13 protein-coding genes are annotated in these 18490 nt (G+C 72.4%); 6 read left to right on the plus strand and 7 right to left on the minus strand.

Features of this window, described 5'->3' with window-relative positions; all coding sequences use genetic code 11:
- Positions 1-2: 2 nt before the first annotated feature.
- A complete protein-coding gene (kdpA, locus tag ACLIBK_RS22810; protein WP_415389609.1) occupies positions 3-1700 on the minus strand; it encodes a potassium-transporting ATPase subunit KdpA in 1698 nt (565 codons plus the stop codon).
- A gap of 3 nt (positions 1701-1703) precedes the next feature.
- Positions 1704-1790 carry a K(+)-transporting ATPase subunit F gene (gene kdpF, locus ACLIBK_RS22815; protein ID WP_415389621.1) on the minus strand — a complete coding sequence of 29 codons (87 nt, stop codon included), beginning with the start codon at positions 1788-1790 and terminating at the stop codon, positions 1704-1706.
- A 358-nt stretch (positions 1791-2148) separates the two neighbouring features.
- Between kdpF and ACLIBK_RS22820 the strand changes: the two genes are divergently transcribed.
- From ACLIBK_RS22820 to ACLIBK_RS22840, 5 genes are all read left to right on the plus strand, one after another.
- Positions 2149-2283, plus strand: coding sequence for a hypothetical protein (locus ACLIBK_RS22820; RefSeq protein ID WP_415389610.1), 135 nt, complete (start codon positions 2149-2151; stop codon positions 2281-2283).
- Entirely contained in the window at positions 2280-2591 is a 312-nt protein-coding gene (locus ACLIBK_RS22825) for a hypothetical protein (protein WP_415389611.1), read from the plus strand. The genes ACLIBK_RS22820 and ACLIBK_RS22825 overlap by 4 nt, the downstream gene beginning before the upstream one ends.
- Positions 2592-2856: 265 nt before the next feature.
- Positions 2857-5544 (plus strand): ATP-binding protein, encoded by a 2688-nt coding sequence (locus ACLIBK_RS22830; RefSeq protein ID WP_415389612.1) that lies wholly within the window; start codon positions 2857-2859, stop codon positions 5542-5544.
- Positions 5541-6233: a response regulator transcription factor gene (locus tag ACLIBK_RS22835; protein ID WP_415389613.1), complete on the plus strand. Its 693-nt coding sequence runs from the start codon at positions 5541-5543 to the stop codon at positions 6231-6233. The genes ACLIBK_RS22830 and ACLIBK_RS22835 overlap by 4 nt, the downstream gene beginning before the upstream one ends.
- A 106-nt stretch (positions 6234-6339) precedes the next feature.
- Positions 6340-7080, plus strand: a complete 741-nt coding sequence (locus tag ACLIBK_RS22840; RefSeq protein WP_415389614.1) for a hypothetical protein — start codon at positions 6340-6342, stop codon at positions 7078-7080.
- Positions 7081-7125: 45 nt separating this feature from the next.
- Here ACLIBK_RS22840 and ACLIBK_RS22845 read toward each other — a convergent pair whose 3' ends face one another.
- The 5 genes from ACLIBK_RS22845 to ACLIBK_RS22865 form a co-directional block, all read right to left on the minus strand.
- Entirely contained in the window at positions 7126-9108 is a 1983-nt protein-coding gene (locus ACLIBK_RS22845; protein WP_415389615.1) for a TonB-dependent receptor plug domain-containing protein, read from the minus strand.
- Positions 9109-9163: 55 nt separating this feature from the next.
- Positions 9164-11779 carry a methionine synthase gene (gene metH / locus ACLIBK_RS22850; protein ID WP_415389616.1) on the minus strand — a complete coding sequence of 872 codons (2616 nt, stop codon included), beginning with the start codon at positions 11777-11779 and terminating at the stop codon, positions 9164-9166.
- Positions 11780-11935: 156 nt separating this feature from the next.
- A complete protein-coding gene (locus ACLIBK_RS22855) occupies positions 11936-13003 on the minus strand; it encodes a homocysteine S-methyltransferase family protein (protein ID WP_415389617.1) in 1068 nt (355 codons plus the stop codon).
- Entirely contained in the window at positions 13000-13962 is a 963-nt protein-coding gene (gene metF / locus ACLIBK_RS22860; protein ID WP_415389618.1) for a methylenetetrahydrofolate reductase [NAD(P)H], read from the minus strand. Before metF ends, ACLIBK_RS22855 begins: the two co-directional genes overlap by 4 nt.
- A complete protein-coding gene (locus ACLIBK_RS22865; protein WP_415389619.1) occupies positions 13959-14912 on the minus strand; it encodes an ArsR/SmtB family transcription factor in 954 nt (317 codons plus the stop codon). The genes metF and ACLIBK_RS22865 overlap by 4 nt, the downstream gene beginning before the upstream one ends.
- A gap of 903 nt (positions 14913-15815) precedes the next feature.
- On the opposite strand from ACLIBK_RS22865, the gene ACLIBK_RS22870 reads away from it, so the two are divergent.
- Positions 15816-18490: SdrD B-like domain-containing protein (locus tag ACLIBK_RS22870; protein WP_415389620.1), on the plus strand; the 2675-nt coding region annotated here is incomplete at its 3' end.

Genomic DNA, 18490 nt, shown 5'->3' on the forward strand with positions numbered 1-18490 from the left:
CCTCAGAAGGTCTTGCCGGCGAGCATGACGAAGTGCTCCGCCAGGGGACCGAGGGCGAGGGACGGCAGGAATTGCAGCCCGCCGAGGATCAGGATCACGCCGGCCAGCAAGCCGCCGAACAGCAGCCCGTGCGTCGGGAAGGTGCCGGCGCCGGCCGGTGCCTTGTGCTTGGCGCCGAGCGAGCCGGCGATGGCCATGACCGGCACGACGTAGGCGAAGCGGCCGAGCAGCATGGCCAGGCCCAGCGTGGTGTTCAGCCAGGGCGTGTCGGCGGTCAGCCCGCCGAAGGCGGAGCCGTTGTTGCCGGCGGCCGAGGTGTAGGCGTAGAGCATCTCGGTCAAACCGTGCGGCCCGCCGGCGGCGACCGAGGACACCGCGGCCGGCAGCACCACCGACACGGCGGCGAAGCCCAGGATGGTGGCGGGCAGCACCAGCACGGCCAGCATGGCCAGCTTGACCTCGCGCGCCTGCACCTTCTTGCCGAGGTATTCCGGCGTGCGGCCCACCATCAGCCCGGCCACGAACACCGCCAGCAGCGCGAAGATCAGGATGCCGTAGAGGCCGGAGCCGACGCCGCCGGGCAGCACCTCGCCGAGCTGGATCAGGAACAGCGGCACCATGCCGCCCAGCGGCGTGAAGCTGTCGAACATGGCGTTCACCGCGCCGCAGGAGGCGCCCGTCGTGGTGGCAGTGAACAGCGCCACCAGCGGCAGGCCGAAGCGGACGTCCTTGCCCTCCATGTTGCCCATGGCGGGATCGACGCCGAGCTGCGCGAGGATCGGATTGCCCGCGGCCTCGGCGGCGTAGATCGCGGCGGTGGCGACCACGACGAAGCCCAGCATCACGCCCAGCAGCGCGCGGCCCTGGCGGATGTCGCCGACGATGCGGCCGAAACACAGGCACAGCGCGAAGGGGATCACCGCCTGCGCCCAGATCTGCAGGGCGGTGACGAGCGCGGTAGGTCCCTCGAAGGGATGCAGCGAGTTGGCGCCGAAGAAGCCGCCGCCATTGGTGCCGAGGTGCTTGATGGCGACCTGGAAGGCCACGGGGCCGAGCGCGATCACCTGCTCGGCGCCCTCGGGCGTGGCCGCCGTGACATAATCGGACAGGGTCTGCGGCATGCCCAGGGCGATGAAGACGAAGCCCAGCACGGTGGCCAGCGGCAGCAGCACGTACAGCGTGACGCGCACGAAGTCCGCCCAGAAGTTGCCGAGGTCCTTGGCGCCGCCGCGGGCGAAGGCTCGGCTCAGCGCCAGCGCCAGGGCGATGCCGGTGGCCGCCGACAGGAAATTCTGCACGGTGAAGCCGGCCATCTGGCTGAGGTAGGAGGCCGCGGCCTCACCCGAGTAGGCCTGCCAGTTGGTGTTGGACACGAAGGAGACGGCGGTGTTGAAGGCCAGCCACGGCGACATGCCGTCGAAGCCGCGCGGGTTCAGCGGCAGCACGCCCTGCAGGCGCAGGATGGCGAAGAGCAGCAGGAAGCCCGCGGCATTGGCCGCCAGCATGGCCAGCGCGTAGCCGCGCCACGTTTGCCCGCGCGACGGGTCGATGCCGGCGGCGCGGAAGAACAGCGCCTCGACCGGCGCGAGCCAGCGGACGCGGCCCTCGGCCACGGCGGCGATGGTGCGCCCCAGCGGCACGGCGGCCGCCACGGTGAGCGCCAGCACGAGCGCGATCTGCGCCCAGCCCTGGAAGGTCATGGTTCAGAGGTCCTCGGGCCGCAGCAGGGCCCAGAGCAGGTAGAGCAGCAGGCCGGCCGAAACCGCGCCGCCGAGGATGAGGTCGAGCACGGTTGTCAGACCCGCTCGCAGCCGGCCAGGTAGGCCGCCATCAATCCGAAGAAGCCGAGGCCGAGCCCCAGTAGCAGAATGTCGATCATGGGATGTCCCGCGCGGATGGGTCGCGATGCGCGGCTGATCCAGTAGGGCCGATGCGTGTAAAGGCGCGATGTGGAAGGCGGGCGGCGGCCGTAAAGAACCCGCAAAATCGCGCAGGGGCGCGCCGGTTTTTACGCGGGCTTTATGCCGCCGCCGCGAAGCTCATACGGCCCCTTTACGCGCCGCCGGGCTAGGCATGGTGCCGGCCCGCTGCTTCGCCACCGCCGTCGCGCGCGGTGGTCCGGCAAGGTCGCATGTTTCGAGGCATCGCATGTCGCTCCGTGAGCTGTTCTCCGCACCCGGTTTCCTGCCCTGGCTGGCGGTGCTGGGCTTCTCGCTGCTGGTGGTGGTGTGCAACGCGCGCCTGGCGCGACGGCGCGCGGCGCCGCGGACGGGGCGGCGGTGAACGCGCTGGCGCATCCGCCCTTCCCGATGCGGCTGCCGCGGGCCCGGCCGCCGTGGGCCGAGGCGACTTCGGCCGCGGCGCCGGATCGCGGCCGAAGGCGGCGGCACGCGCGGGCGGGCGGGGCGGCGTTTCCCCTGGCGGTGGTGGGGGGCGAGCTCGCCTGGGCGCTGGTGGGCTCGCTGGCGCTCGGCCTCACCGGCTCCGGGCGTCCGGCGCCGCACGCGCCGTGGGTGTGGCTGGGCGGCGCGGTGGCCATCGCGGTGCTGGTGCCGCTTGCGCGCTGGCTGCTGCTGCGCGGCGTGGACTGAGAACCATCGCGCAGTCGTTCCGACCTGAGGGGGAACAGGAAGCCGGGGGAAGGTATTCCCCCGGACCCCCATCTATTTTCGGGAGTTTCGGGGGGCTTCCGTGGCCGCCGGCGCCCCCGAAAACTCCCGAAAAAAGGAGGGGGTCTGGGGGAGTTCACTCCCCCAGCCTTCCCATTCGCCCATGGGCACGACGCCGCTGCCCCGCCGGACAGGCCTTCGCGGGCGGGGCTTGCCGCCGCGTCGCGCCCGGCCGCGTAGTGCGCCCATGGTGACCGAACCGCAGCGACCCGATCCCGACGCCCTGCTGGCCGTGGCGGCGCGGGAAGGCCGCGGGCGGTTGAAGGTGTTCCTGGGCGCCGCACCGGGGGTGGGCAAGACCTACGAGATGCTGCGGGAAGGGCAGCAGCTGCGCGCCGCCGGGGCGGATGTCGTGGTGGGGCTGGTGGAAACCCACGGCCGCGGCGACACCGCGGCGCAGATCGGGGCGCTGGCGGTGCTGCCGCGCGCGCGGCTGAGCTATCGCGGGCAGCAGCTGGAGGAGTTCGACCTCGACGCCGCGCTGCGCCGCCGGCCGCAGGTGCTGCTGCTGGACGAGCTGGCGCACACCAACGCCCCCGGCAGCCGCCATCCCAAGCGCTGGCAGGACGTGGAGGAACTGCGCGCCGCGGGGATCGAAGTCTGGACCACGGTGAATGTGCAGCACCTCGCCAGCCTGTCGGACAAGGTGGCGCGGATCACCGGCGTCTGGGTGCAGGAAACCGTGCCCGACCGCGTGCTGGCCGAGGCCGACGCGGTGGAGCTGGTGGACATCCCGCCGGGCGAGCTGCTGGAACGGCTGCGCCAGGGCAAGGTGTACCGCCCCGACCAGGCCGACCGCGCGCTGAAGGGCTTCTTCCGCGAAGGCAACCTGGCCGCGCTGCGCGAGATGGCGCTGCGCCGCACCGCCGAACGGGCGGATGCCGACGTCACCGGCTACATGCGCTCCAACGCCATCGCCGGGCCCTGGCCTTCCGGCGAGCGGGTGCTGGCGCTGGTGGGGGCCGACCCCGCGGCCGAGGAGGTGGTGCGGCAGGCGCGGCGCGTGGCGGACGCGCTGCGCGCGCCGCTGCTGGCGCTGCACGTGGAACGGCCCGACGGGCGCGATGCGGCCGATCCCGCGCCGGCGCTGCGGCTGGCGGAAAGCCTGGGCGCGGAGGTGGAAACAACGGTGGCGCGCGACGTGCCGCGCGCCATCCTGGACCACGCGCGGGCGCGCAACTGCTCGCATATCGTGATCGGCCGCGGACGGCCGTCGCTGTGGCGCCGCCTGTCCGGCCGCACCCTGGCCGGGGAGCTGCTGCGCGGCGCCGGGGATTTCACCCTGCACGTGCTGCCCGGCCTGGCGGTGGTCCCACCCCGCGCGCGGCCGGAGCGGCCGCCGCTGCCGGGCTGGGTCGGCTGGGCGGCGGTTCCCGTGCTGGTGGCGGGCGCCACCGCGATCGGCCTGCTGCTGGACGAGGTGGTGCCGGAAGGCGCGCTGGGCATGATCTACCTCGCCGCGGTGGTGGCGCTGGCGGCCTGGTTCGGGGCGCTGCGGGCGGCGGTGGGGGCGGTGCTGTGCTTCGCCGCCTGGAACTTCCTGTTCCTGTCGCCGCGCTACACCCTGGCCATCGGCGGGCCGCAGGACGTGGTGGGCGTGGCGGTGTTCGGCGTCGTGGCGCTGCTGCTGACGGGCACCACGGGCAGCCTGGGGCGTTCGGTCAGCACGGCGCGGGCGCGGCTGTTCGGGTTGCGCCGGCTGGTGGAGTTCGCCCGCCGCCTCGCCGCGCCCGGTTCCACCGGCGACCTGCTGGTGGCGGTGGCGCAGGAGGCCGAGCGCGTGGCGGGCTGCCCCGCCGGCGTGCTGATGCCGCTGGACGGGGAGCCGGTGCTGCGCGCCGCCGTGCCGCTGGACGCGGAGCCGGACGCGGATTCCATGGCGGCCGCGCGCTGGGCGCTGCGCAACGGCCGGCAGGCCGGGGCGGGCACGGGGTCTCTGCCCTCGGCGGCGTGGCAGTTCCGGCCGATCCGCACCGCCCGCGGCACGGTGGGGCTGCTGGGCCTGCGGATGCGCGAGGCCGCGGAAGGCCATGGGCAGGCCGGGAACCGCCCGCTGGACGGCGAGCGCGACCGCACGCTGGACGCGCTGATCGACCAGGCGGCGGTGGCGATCGAGCGGTCGCAGCTGATGGAGGAGCGCGCCCGCGACGACGCGCGGGCGGAAACCGAGGCGCTGCGCACGGCGCTGCTGGCCTCGCTCGGCCACGACCTGCGCACGCCGCTGACCTCCATCCGCGGCGCGCTGGAAACCCTGCGCCTGCCCGGGGCGGCGCTGTCGGATGCCGTGCGCGAGGACCTGCTCAGCACCGCGGAGGAGGAAACGCTGCGGCTGAACCGCTACCTGTCCAACATCCTCGACATCGTGCGCATCGAGGGCGGGCAGGTGACGCCCAAGCGCGTGCCGGTGGATGCGGGCGAGGCGATGCGCACCGCCGTCGAGCGCGCGTCCCGCGCCGCGGGCCGGACGGTGCGGCTGGAGGTGGCCGAGGGGCTGCCGCCGCTGCAGCTGGACCCCATCCTGCTGGACCAGATCCTGGCCAACCTGCTGGACAACGCGCTGAAGTTCTCTGCCCCGGGCGGCACCGGCGCTGCGGAGGCCGCTTCGGGCGGGGACGTCACCGCGATCGTCCGGCGCGAGGGCGCCAACCTCGTGCTGGCGGTGGAGGATGACGGGCCGGGCATCCCGCCGGAACAGCTGGAGCAGATCTTCGACCCCTTCTTCCGGGTGCGGCGCGGCGACAAGGCACCGGCCGGCAGCGGGCTGGGGCTGGCGATCTGCCGCGGCCTGGCGCAGGCCATGGGGGGGCGGATCACCGCCGAGAGCCCGGTGCGGGACGGGCGCGGCACGCGGATGGTGGTACGCTTCGCGCCGTGACCCCTTCCGGCCCCCGCGTGCTGGTCGTCGACGACGAGCCGCAGATCCACCGCTTCCTCGGCCCCGCGCTGCTGGCGGCCGGCTTCGAGCCGCTGCGCGCCGAGAGCGGCGCCGCGGCGCTGGAGCTCGCCACCCGGCGGGAGCCGGCGCTGGTGCTGCTCGACCTCGGGCTGCCGGACATGGACGGGCAGGCAGTGATCCCCCGCCTGCGCGCGTCCTCGGCCGTGCCGATCATCGTGGTGTCCGCCCGCGGGCAGGAGGAGGCCAAGGTGGCCGCCCTGGATGCCGGCGCCGACGACTACGTGGAGAAGCCCTTCGCCCTGGCGGAACTGCTGGCCCGCATCCGCGCCGCCCTGCGCCGGGCCAGCGCGGCGGCGGGCGAGGAAGCGGCCGCGCCGCTGCGGGTCGGCCCGCTGGAGATGGATGCGGGGCGGCGGCTGGCCCGGGTGGCGGGCGGCGAGCCGCTGAAGCTGACGCCGCGGGAATGGGGCCTGCTGGAAACCCTGGCCAAGGCGCGCGGGCGGGTGCTGACGCACCGGCAGCTGCTGCTGGCGGTGTGGGGGCCGGCGCATACGGCGGACGGACAATACCTGCGGGTCTATGTCGGGCACCTCCGGCAGAAGCTGGGGCCGGCGGCGTCGCTGCTGCGCACCGAGCCGGGGGTCGGCTACCGCTTCGGCGAGGACTGAGGCCGGCCAAGCGGGCGGGTCCCGGCGCGCCTCCCCTTCCCCAGGAGGCGCGGCCTGCTCCGGGGCCGGGGGAATCGTGCTATGCCCGGAACATCCGGATTCCGGGATGGCCGCCGCGACGGTGGCCGCCGGTTCCACCCTGGTCGCAGCGGGAGGCAAGATGGCGGAGCGCGTTGATCCCTGGCGGAACGCCGACGGACTGCAGCGGGTCGCCTTTCCGGCGGGCCTGGAGGTCGGCACGCCGCGTGGCCATGCCGTGCTGCGCTACAAGGATTTCCGCAAGGTCTTCGCGGCGCTCTACGCGATGCGGCGCCAGGGCATGCTGCCGCTGGGCGCCGTGGCCATCAGGGGGGCGCACAACCAGTTCAACGAGGGCCGCGGCACCCGCGCCGACCGGACTCAGGGGGCGCACAACCTGCCGCGCCAGCTCACGATCGGCGGGCGCACGATTGAGGAATGGCTGCGCGACGGCGGCGCGGACCCGGTGATGATCCTGTCGATCGTGGGGACGGAAGGCGTGGCCGTGGTGCTGCCGGAAGCCTGGAACAAGGCCGACAGCCTGTGGGAGATGAAGGGGCTCGACGAAGCCTTCCGCGCGGCAGCGGCGGAGATCGTGGCCTGGGGACCTGGTTCTGCGGCGGCGGCCTTCGGGCATTTCCCGGCGATGTGGAGCGTGTTCCACAGCGCCGCGGGCGCGGCGCTGGGGCGCGCCCTGGTGTCGGTCGGCGCGGGGGATGCGCGCCTCGGGCCGCTGCAAACCTACCAGCAGGTCCACCTCGCGGAGGGGCAGTCCTTCAACAACGACCCGCCGGACCTGCATATGCTGCTGGGCTTGGACCTGCGCTGAACCAGCCGGGCCCCGGCGCGGCGGCCGCGGCGGCCGCGGCGCGCCTCACAGCCGCAGGCGGGTTCCCACGAGCAGGGACCGCCCGGGCACCACGAAGCCATTGGCCGGCTCGAAGCGGCTGTTGCCGAGGTTGCGGCCTTCCACGAACACCGCGACGGGTTCGGTGACCTGCCAGGTGCCAACCAGGTTCACGATCGTGCCGGACTTGTTGGAGCGGGCCTCGGTGAAGGCGGTGCCGTCGTCGCGGTAGGAGGCGAAGGCACCTTCGGGCGAGCGGCCGGTGAACAGCACCTCGGGGGCGATCGTCACGCCGGGTAGCGGCTTGAGGCTGGCGTTCACGGACAGCTGGTGTTCCGGGCGGCGGGCGAGGCGTTCGCCGGTGGCGCGGTCGCGCGCGTCGGTGATCGTGTAGGCGGCTGTCGTGGAGAGCCAGGCGGCGGGGCGCAGGGTCAGGCTGAACTCGGCGCCGCGGATGCGGGCGCGGTCCACGTTCTCCAGCGTGGTGAAGGCGGCGTCGAAGTTGATCAGGTCGCGGATGCGGGTCTGGAAATAGGTCGCGCCCAGGGTGGCGAAGTCGGCCGTGCCACCGACGGGGATGTCGGTGTCCACGCCGACCTCCCAGGACAGGGAGCGTTCCGGGCGCAGGTCGGGGTTGCCCGAGAAGAAGCCGGCGATCCGGCCGTAGCGCTGGTACAGCGACGATGCGGCGAAGCCGGTGCCGACGGTGGCCCGCAGGCGCGAGGCGATCTCCGGCAGTTGCAGCACGGCGCCGGTGCGCCAGGTGACGGCGCTGCCGGCATCCTCCACCGCGTCGCCGCGCAGGCCCGCCGACAGGTCCAGCCGGCCCAGCCGCGCCTGCCAAGACAGGTGGCCGGCGCCGCTGTCGCTGCGCGCGTCCACGGTGGTGCGGAAGAAGGCGCTGCCGGAGGCTTGGCGCACCTCCTCGCGCGCGAAGGTGGCGCCGAAGGCCAGGTGGCTGTCGGTGAAGGGGCCGAGATCGGGCAGGCGGAGCTGGTTGCCCCAGTCCAGCACCGTGCGCTCGCCCCGGTACAGGTCGCGGGTGGCGGCCAGGGAGTTGTTGTCCGGCTCGTTCACGAAACGGCGGCGGTCTTCAGTGCGGGCGACGCGCAGGCCGGTGGTCCAGGCGCCGAACAGCGTGGTTTCGCCGCGCAGCTGGCCGTACCAGCGGCGGCTCTCGCCGGAATGGTTCGGGTCGTCCTCCGGCACTTCGTCCAGGCCGAAATGGTTCTCCCGCCAGCGCAGCAGCGCCTCGATGCGGCTGGTGTCGTTCGGGCGCCAGCCCAGCCGCGCGGTGGCGGCGGCGCCGCGGAAGCCGTCATCCTCGCCGGTGTTCGAACGGAAGCGCGGGGCGGTGGCGTCGAAGCCGCGGGTGCTCAGCGTGTTGAGGGACAGCAGGTAGTCGAAGCGGTCCAGCGTGCCGGCCACGCCGCCGCCGGCGCGCAGCGTGCGGCTGGACCCGCCGGCGACCTCGCCGAAGGGGGCGAAGGCGCGGTCGGCGGGGGCGCGGCGGGTCACGATGTTGACCGTGCCGCCGATGGCCTGCGAGCCGTAGAGCGAGGAGGCCGGGCCGCGCAGCACCTCGATGCGCTCCACGTCCAGGTTCACCAGCTCGTCGCCGAAGTTGAAGGCGGCGCCGGGGTCGGACGGGTCGTTCACCGGCACGCCGTCCAGCAGCACCAGCACGTGCCGGCTGTTGGTGCCGCGCAGGAAGACGCTGGCCTGCTGGCCAGGGCCGCCGGTCTGCACCACCCGCAAACCGGGCACGGCGGAAAGTGCGTCGGCCAGGGACACGTAGCCGCGCTCCTCGATCGTGGCGCGGTCGATCACCGTGGTGGCCGCGGGAGTGCGGGCCAGGGCGTCGTTGTCCGGCCGGCGGGCGGTGACCACCACCTCCGGCAGGGCGGTGACCACCGTGGGGTCCTCCCCGGCGGCCGCGGCGACGGGAAGCGGCGCGAGCAGGAACAGGGCCGCCAGCAGGGGGGCCGGGGGCACGGCGGGTCGTCGCATCGAAGTCTCCGGCAAGGTATGGGCCGCGCAGGGCACGCGCGGCCGGGAAGCGCATTCAGTCGAGGTTGGGGCGCAGCCAGCGTTCGGCGGTGGCGCGGTCCACACCACGGCGCGGCAAGTAGTCTTCCAGCTGGTCCGGGCCGATCCGCGCCACGCCGAAATATTCGGCCTGCGGGTGGCCGAAATAGAAGCCGGATACCGCCGCCGTCGGTAGCATGGCGAAGCTCTCGGTCAGGGTGATGCCGGTGGCCTCCGTGGCGCCGAGCAGGTCGAACAGGATCGGCTTGAGGCTGTGGTCGGGGCAGGCGGGATAGCCGGGCGCGGGGCGGATGCCCGCGTATTCCTCGCGGATCAGCGCCTCGGCGGGCAGGTCCTCGCCGGGGGCGTAGCCCCAGAGCTCGGCGCGGACCCGGGCGTGCAGCGCTTCGGCGAAGGCTTCGGCCAGCCGGTCGGCCAGCGCCTTGAGCAGGATGTCGCGGTAGTCGTCGTGCTCGGCGCGGAAGCGGGCGAGGTGCGGCTCGATGCCGTGGATGCCCACCGCGAAGCCGCCGATCCAGTCGCCCTCTGGGTCGATGAAGTCCGCCAGGCACTGGTTGGGCCGGCCTTCGCGCTTGCGGATCTGCTGCCGCAGGAAGGGCAGCCGGACCTCGTCGTTGGCGCCCTCCCCCGCCCGCACCAGCACGTCGTCGCCGTCGCGGCGGCAGGGCCACAGCGCCGCGACGCCGCGGGCGCCCAGCCAGTTCTCCGCGATCACCTGGTCCAGCATGGCCTGCGCGTCGGCCCAGAGGCCGCGGGCGCTCTCGCCCACCACCGGGTCCTGCAGGATGGCCGGGAAGCGGCCGGCGAGTTCCCAGGCCTGGAAGAAGGGCGTCCAGTCGATGAAGCGGCGCAGCTCCGCCAGCGGCCAGTCCAGCACGTGGCGGCCAGGTTGGCGCGGCGCCGGCGGCTTGCGCGCGAGGTCGAGGGGGAAGCCGTTGGCGCGCACCTCGGCGATCGGGGCCAGGGCGTTCTGCCCCTTGCCCTCCCGCGCGGCACGGACCGCGGCGTAGTCCTTGGCCACCTGCGTCACGAAGCCGTCGCGCTGGGTGTCGCTCATCAGCGTGGAGGCGACGCCCACCGCGCGGCTGGCGTCCAGCACGTGTACCACCGGCCCCTCGTAGGCCGGGGCGATGCGCAGCGCCGTGTGCACCTTGGAGGTGGTGGCGCCGCCGATCAGCAACGGCATGGCCATGCCGGCGCGCTGCATCTCGGTCGCCACCGTCACCATCTCGTCCAGCGAGGGGGTGATCAGGCCGGACAGGCCGATCATGTCGGCGTCCTTCTCGACGGCCGCCTTCAGGACCTCGGTCCAGGGCACCATGACGCCGAGGTCCATCACCTCGTAGCCGTTGCACTGCAGGACGACGCCGACGATGTTCTTGCCGATGTCGTGCACGTCGCCCTTGACGGTGGCCATGATGATGCGGCCCTTGGTGCGGGCGCCGGCCTGCTTTTCCGCCTCGATGAAGGGGAGGAGGTGGGCCACGGCCTTCTTCATCACGCGGGCGGACTTCACCACCTGGGGCAGGAACATCTTGCCGCTGCCGAACAGGTCGCCCACCACGTTCATGCCGTCCATCAGCGGCCCCTCGATCACCTCGATCGGGCGCGGCAGGAGGAGGCGGGCTTCCTCCGTGTCGGCAACGATGTGGGCGTCGATGCCCTTCACCAGCGCGTGCTCCAGCCGCTTGCCCACCGGCCAGCCGCGCCACTCCTCGGCCGCCTTTTCCGCGGCCGTGTCGGTACCGCGGAAGCGTTCCGCGAGCGCGATCAGCCGTTCCGTGGCGTCGCCGCCGCCGGCGGGCGTGCGGTCGAGGATCACGTCCTCGCAGGCGTCGCGCAGTTCCGGGTCGATGGCGTCGTAGACGTCGAGCTGCCCGGCGTTGACGATGCCCATGTCCATGCCGGCGGGAATGGCGTGGAACAGGAACACCGAGTGCATGGCGCGGCGCACCGGCTCGTTGCCGCGGAACGAGAAGGACAGGTTGGACAGGCCGCCGGAGATATGGGCGTGCGGGCAGCGGGCGCGGATCTCGCGCGCGGCCTCAATGAAGTCCAGCGCGTAGCGGCGGTGCTCCTCGATGCCGGTGGCGATGGCGAAGAGGTTGGGATCGAAGATGATGTCCTCGGGCGGGAAGCCGATGCCCATCAGCAGGTCGTAGGCGCGGGCGCAGATCTCGACCTTGCGCTGTTTGGTGTCGGCCTGGCCGGTCTCGTCGAAGGCCATCACCACCACGGCGGCGCCGTAGTTCATCACCTTGCGGGCGTAACGCAGGAACTCGGCCTCACCCTCCTTCAGGCTGATCGAGTTCACGATCGGCTTGCCCGAGACGCATTTCAGCCCGGCCTCGATCACGCTCCACTTGGAGCTGTCGATCATCACGGGGACGCGGGCGATGTCGGGCTCGGCACCGATCAGCTTCAGGAAGGTGGTCATGGCGTGCTCGGCGTCGAGCAGGCCCTCGTCCATGTTGACGTCGATCACCTGCGCGCCGTTCTCGACCTGGCTGCGCGCGACCTCCAGCGCCTTGGCATAGTTGCCGGCCATGATCAGCTTCTTGAAGGCGGCGGAGCCGGTGACGTTGGTCCGCTCGCCGATGTTGACGAAAACGGCGGCGGTGGAGTTGCTCATGCGGGGTCCGTCGGGCTGCGCCCGCGTCGGCGGGGCGGCTGGGAGAGGTTGGCGCGAGGCGGCCACCCGGGATGCGCCCGGTGGCGCAGGCGGCGGCCGGCACCGGGCCGCGGCGGTACTGCGGGCCGGGGCAATCGCCGCGCCCCCACGGCGGAGCTAGGCTGCCATCTCGAAGGGGTCGAGGCCGGCGAGGCACAGTTTCGGCCGTCGCTTCGGCAGGCGGCGCGGGCCGAAGCCGCGCACCGCCTCGGCCATGGCGGCGATATGCGCGGGGGTGGAGCCGCAACAGCCGCCCACCACGTTCACCAGCCCCTGCTGCGCCCACTGGTGGATAAAGGCGCCGGTGGTTTCCGGCTGCTCGTCGTAGGCGCCGAGGTCGTTGGGCAGGCCGGCATTGGGATAGACCATCACCGGCGCATCGGCGATGGCGGCGATGTTCTGCACGTGCGGCCGCAGCAGCTCCGCCCCGAAGGCGCAGTTGAGGCCCACGGTCAGCGGCCGGGCGTGGCGCACGGTGTTCCAGAAGGATTCCACCGAATGGCCGGACAGGTTGCGGCCGGACATGTCCGTGACGGTCATGCTGAGCATGATCGGGATCTCCCGGCCCAGCACCTGCTCCAGCTCGCGCACTGCCAGGATCGCCGCCTTGGCGTTGAGGGTGTCGAAGATCGTCTCGGCCAGGATGAAGTCGGCGCCGCCCTCGATCAGCGCCGCGGCCTGGTCGGCATAGACGGATTTCAGCGTGTCGAAGTCGATCGCGCGGAAGCCGGGGTCGTTGACGTCGGGCGACAGGGACAGTGTCTTGTTGGTGGGGCCCACAGCACCCGCGACGAAGCGCGGCCGGCCGTCAGCGGCCGCGGCGTCGTCGGCCGCGGCGCGGGCGATATGCGCGGCGGCGCGGTTGATCTCGCCCACCAGGTGCGCGGCGCCGTAGTCTTCCTGGCTGATGGTGTTGGCGTTGAAGGTGTTGGTGGACACGATGTCGGAGCCAGCGGCGAGGTAGGCGCGGGTGATCGCGTCCACCACGTCAGGGCGGGTCAGCACCAGCAGGTCGTTGTTGCCCTTCTGGTCGAGGGCGAGGTCCAGCGCACCGCGGTAATCCGCCTCGCTCAGCTTGTAGTCCTGGATCATGGTGCCGAAGGCGCCGTCGGTCAGCAGGACGCGCTCCGCCGCCGCGGCGCGGAAGGCGGCCGCCGCGCGGGAGGGAGTGAGGCCGGCGCTCATGCCGCGGCGTCCTGCGGCGCCAGCAGCGCTGGCTGCGGCGCCGTGGGACGCTTGCCCAGCAGGTGGCAGATCGCGTAGGCGAGCTCGGCGCGGTTCAGCGTGTAGAAGTGGAAGTGCCGCACGCCGCCGGCATAGAGCTTGCGGCAATGCTCCGCCGCCACGGTGGCCGCCACCAGCGCGCGGGCGGCGGGGCGGTCGTCCAGCCCCTCGAACAGTCGGTCCATCCAGTCCGGGATCTGCGCGCCGCACTGGCCGGCGAAGCGCCGGGTCTGCGCCACGGAGGAAACCGGCAGGATTCCCGGCACGATCTCCGCGTCGATGCCGGCGCCGGCCACGGCGTCGCGGAAGCGGAAATAGGTTTCGGGCGCAAAGAAGAACTGGGTGATGGCGCGGGTGGCGCCGGCATCCAGCTTGCGCCGGAGATTGTCCAGGTCGGACGCGGCGCTGGCGGCCTCGGGGTGGCATTCGGGATAGGCGGCCACCGAGATCTCGAAGGGCGCGATGCAGCGCAGCCCGGCCACCAGTTCGGCCGCGCTGCGATAGCCCTGGGGATGCGCGGTGAAGGCGGTGCCCTGTTCCGGCGGGTCGCCGCGCAGCGCCACGATGTGCCGCACCCCGGCCTCCCAGTAGGCGCGCGCCACGGCGTCGATCTCGTCGCGGCTGGCATCCACGCAGGTCAGGTGGGCGGCGGCGGGCACGGCGGTTTCGCGGGCGATGCGCGCCACGGTGGCGTGGGTGCGCTCGCGGGTGGAGCCGCCGGCACCGTAGGTGACGGACACGAAGCGCGGCGCCAGGGGTGCGAGGGTTTCCACCGCGCCCCACAGGGCCTCGGCCATCTTCTCCGTGCGCGGCGGGAAGAACTCGAAGGACACGGCGATGTCGCCGGCCACGTCGGCGAAGAGTGGCGCGGCCAGGGCGGCCTGCGCGTCGGAGAGCTGGCGAAAGGAGAGAGGGATCATGCCACGGCCTTCAGGTGTCGGGGCGCCTGCGCGCCGAGCCAGAGCTTCACGGTGAGGGCGTGGCCCGCGAGCTCGCGGACCGCGGTGGTTTCCAGGCCGGCGGCGGCGAACCAGCCGGCGACCTGCGCATCGTCGAAGCCCAGCCGGGCGTGGGCGCCGCGCTCGCGCAGCTCCTCGCGCTCGTGCGGGGCGAAGTCCACCACCAGCAGCCGCCCGCCGGGGGCGAGCAGGCGTGCCGCTTCGGCAATGGCGGCCGCGGGGGCCTGGGCGTAGTGCAGGACCTGGTGCAGCACCACGCAGTCGGCGCTGCCGTCGGCCAGCGGCAGGGCGTACATGTCGCCCTGGTGCAGCTCGGCCTGCTCCAGCCCGGCCTGGGCGAGCTTGGCGCGGGCGAGGCGCAGCATCTCCGGGCTGCGGTCGATGCCGGTCACCCGCTCGGCACGGGCGCCGAGCAGCTCGATCATGCGGCCGGTGCCGGTGCCGATATCCACCAGCCGGCCGATCGGGGCGGCGGCCAGGATGGCGGTGACCGCAGCTTCCACTTCCGTTTCCGCGACGTGGAGGGAGCGGATCGCGTCCCATTCCGCGGCATGGGCGTTGAAGAAGGCCTCCGCCGCCGCCACCCGGTCGCTGCGCACGGCGGCGAGGCGGACCGCATCCGCCACCCGCCAGCGCTCGGCGGAAGGGTCGTGCCAGCCGTCGATGGCGGCCAGCAGCGGCTTGGACCGCCCGGCCTTGCCCAGGCTGAGAAAGATCCAGCTTCCCTCGCGCCGGCGCTCGCACAGCTCGGCATCAGCCATGATGCGGACGTGGCGGGACACGCGCGGCTGGCTCTGGCCGAGCACCTGCGCGAGTTCCCCCACCGACAATTCCATCTCGCGCAGCAGCGCCAGGATGCGGAGCCGGGTGGGGTCGGCGAGGGCACGGAAAACGGCGAGGGGTGCGGGCATGGAACCGTTCCTTTGAGATGTCGTATAAAGACATTCTTATATGCGTTCAAGCGCTGCCTACCCTTGCGCCACGGGCCAGACAACGGCGCAGAACAGCCATGGCCCGGGCCATAGCTACCGGGGGGGAAACTGCTCGGAGGCCTTGGGAACAGGACGGGGAACGGTGCGTCGGAGCTGCTACGGGAGGTGGATGCAGCCTTCGGCTGATGGCCACGTTGGGCCGGGGTGCCCGGGCAGGGTGTTCCAGCGCATCGAGGAGAGCGGACCAGCGAATGGCGCTCCCCTCCCCTGCTCCGAATGTGCGGGGTTGGCTGGGGTTCCGGCACGCGAGCAGGATCAGCCGGAGGGACTCACTTCCGCAGCTGATCACAAAATCTACAACCTGAGATTATTTTACTTAAGGTCTTTGCAATCAAAGGTGGTTAACTCTAACTTAAGCAGACACTGTCTCAGCACGCACGGAAGTCGGCTATGGCCTACGGCGCCCGGATCACCGGCATCGTTCTGTTTGACCAGAACACGGATACATCCCGGGACGCGATAAAGGCGTCCTGGAACAGCATTTCCGTTCGGCCCCCGATCCGCCCGAAGCGCATCGCTTTCACCCCGGTCATCCGCTGCGCCGTGCTCCACGGTATCCCCGCCACCAGTGCCGGTGATCGCGGCCCTGGGTGGAACAGCGCGTCCGCGCGCCGCGGCGCGGTTCGCGGCAGCAGGCCGGCGCGGAGCCCGTGGTGCCCTCAGGGGCGCCGGGATGCGGGACCTTGCCGTGCCGGTCCCCGGCAGGCCGGCGGCGGCGCACCGCCCTCATCCTGAGCACCCACCCTTCCGGACACCGCACCGCCCCCTGCCCCGGTTCTTCCTGATCGAGGAACCGATCCCGAGAAGAACGCCGAGGAAGCCATGGCCGTCACCATCGACACGAGCCTGTCGACCAATCCCAACAACAGCGCGGTGACGCTGCTCAATCTCGGGACGTCGAGCGGCAGCGGCCTGGTGACGTCGAACACGCTACGCTTCGGATCCAGCAACACGATCGCCTTCGCCAACGGCTCCGGCGTGTACCACGGGAGCACGAGCGGCGTTGCGGCGACCCCCTATGGCGAGGCCGGCAACTACCTGGCCTCGGAGCCGGGCGCGAGCAACGGTATCACCTTCAACTTCGCCTCGGCCCAGAAGTATTTCGGGCTCAACTGGGGGTCCATCGACGCCGGCAACGTGATCCGGTTCTACAACGGCAACACGCTGGTCTACACGATCACCGGGGCCGATGTCGCGGCCGCCCCGAACGGCTCGCAGGGCGCGGACGGCTCCTTCTACGTCAACCTCAACTTCATCGACATCAGCTACACGCGCGCGGTCCTGACCACGGCCACCCCGGCCTTCGAGTTCACCGACGTCGCCTACGCCGCGACCACGATTCCCACCACCGCGGGCCAAACGGGCAATCCGGCCAGCGTGACCGCGACGGACGCCGGGACGAACCGGATCGTTGGCTTCGACAGTGCCCCGGCCAGCCTGGCGGGAACCGTGTTCCTGGATGCGAATGCCGACGGCACCCCGGCCAGCACGGATGCCGGCGTGGCCAACGTGACCGTCCGCCTGCTGAATTCCAGCGGCACGGTGGTCAGCACCGACGTCACGGATGCCACCGGCCAGTACCGGTTCAACAACGTCGCGGCGGGGAATTATTCCGTCGTGGTCACGCCGCCCTCGGGCGACAGCTTCTCGCCCACGGCGACCGGCACCACCGGCAGCAAGGTCAACAGCGCCGGCTCTGCCGCCATCTCGGTCGTGGCCGGGAGCAGCAACACCGTCAACGCTGGCGTCTACGTGCCCGTCACCCTTTCCGGCAGTGTGTTCACCGACACCAATGGCGACGGCGTCCGGGGCACGGGCGACGCGGTGGTCGCGGGGGCGACCGTGCAGTTGCTGAACGGCGCCGGCACGGTCGTGGCCACCACCACGACGGGCAGCAGCGGCGCCTACAGCTTCACCGGCATTGCCCCCGGCACCTACCAGGTGCAGTTCGCCGCCCCTGCCGGCACGGTGTTCACCGCCGCCGACCAGGGGGGCAACGACGCGGTCGACAGCGACGCCAACCCGGCCACCGGGCGGGCGGCCGCGGTGACCCTCACCTCCGGCCAGAGCGCCGCCAACATCTCGGCCGGCGTCTACATCCCCGCCAGCATCAGCGGCGTGGTGTTCACCGACACCAACGGCGACGGCGTGCGCGGCACGGGCGAGCCGGGCACGGCCGGCCTGTCGGTGCAGCTGCTGAACAGCGCCGGCACGGCCGTAGCCAGCACCACCACCGGCACGGGCGGGGCCTACAGCTTCACCGGCGTGGCGCCCGGGACTTATCAGGTGCAGTTCGCCGCCCCTGCCGGCAATGCCTTCACCACCCAGAACCAGGGCAGCAACGCGGCGGTCGACAGCGACGCCAATCCGGCCACCGGCCGCACCGCGGCCGTGACGCTCAGCTCCGGCAGTGCCGTCACCAACCTGTCCGCCGGCACCTATGCCCCCGTCAGCCTCAGCGGCGTGTTCTTCACCGACAGCGACGGCGACGGCATCCAGGGCACCGGCGAGGCCGGGGTGGCCGGGCGGACCGTGCAACTGCTGAACAGCGCCGGCACGGTCGTGGCCAGCACCACCACCGGCACGGGCGGCGCCTATAGCTTCGCCGGCCTGGCCCCCAGCACCTATCAGGTGCAGTTCGTCGCCCCTTCCGGCACGGTGTTCACCGCCGCCGACCAGGGGAGCAACGACGCCGTCGACAGCGACGCCAACCCGGCCACGGGCCGCACGGCGGCCATCACCCTGGCGTCCGGCCAGAGCGCCACCAACCTGTCGGCCGGCACCTATGCCCCGGTCAGCGTCGGCGGCGTGTTCTTCACCGACACCAATGGCGACGGCATCCAGGGCACCGGCGAGGCCGGGGTGGCCGGGCAAGCCGTGCAGCTGCTCAACGCGGCCGGCACGGCCGTGGCCAGCACCACCACCGGCACGGGCGGCGCCTACAGCTTCACCGGCGTGGCGCCCGGGACCTATCAGGTGCAGTTCGCCGCTCCTGCCGGCAACGTCTTCACCGCGCAGGACCAGGGGAACAACGACGCCATCGACAGCGATGTCGGCGCCAATGGCCGCACCGCGGCTCTCACCCTGTCCAGCGGCCAGGCTGCCGCGAATGTTTCCGCCGGCAGCTTCGTTCCTGCGGCCATCAACGGCGTGGCCTTCACCGACAGCAACGGCGACGGCATCCAGGGCACGGGCGAGAACGGCCGGGCCGGCATGGCAGTGCAGCTGCTCAATGCTGCCGGTACGGCCGTGGCCAGCACCACCACCGGCACGGGGGGTGCTTACAGCTTCACCGGCGTGGCGCCGGGCACCTATCAGGTGCAGTTCACGCCCCTGGCCGGCACCAGCTTCACGGCGCAGGACCAGGGCAGCAACGATGCCGTCGACAGCGACGTGAACGCCAGCGGCCGTACCGCGGCGATCACCCTGGCCTCCGGCCAGACCGCGAGCAACGTGTCCGCCGGCAGCTTCACGCCCGTCAGCGTGAGCGGGGTGGC

This window comes from Roseomonas sp. BN140053 (genome assembly GCF_047690175.1).
GTDB lineage: Bacteria > Pseudomonadota > Alphaproteobacteria > Acetobacterales > Acetobacteraceae > Roseomonas.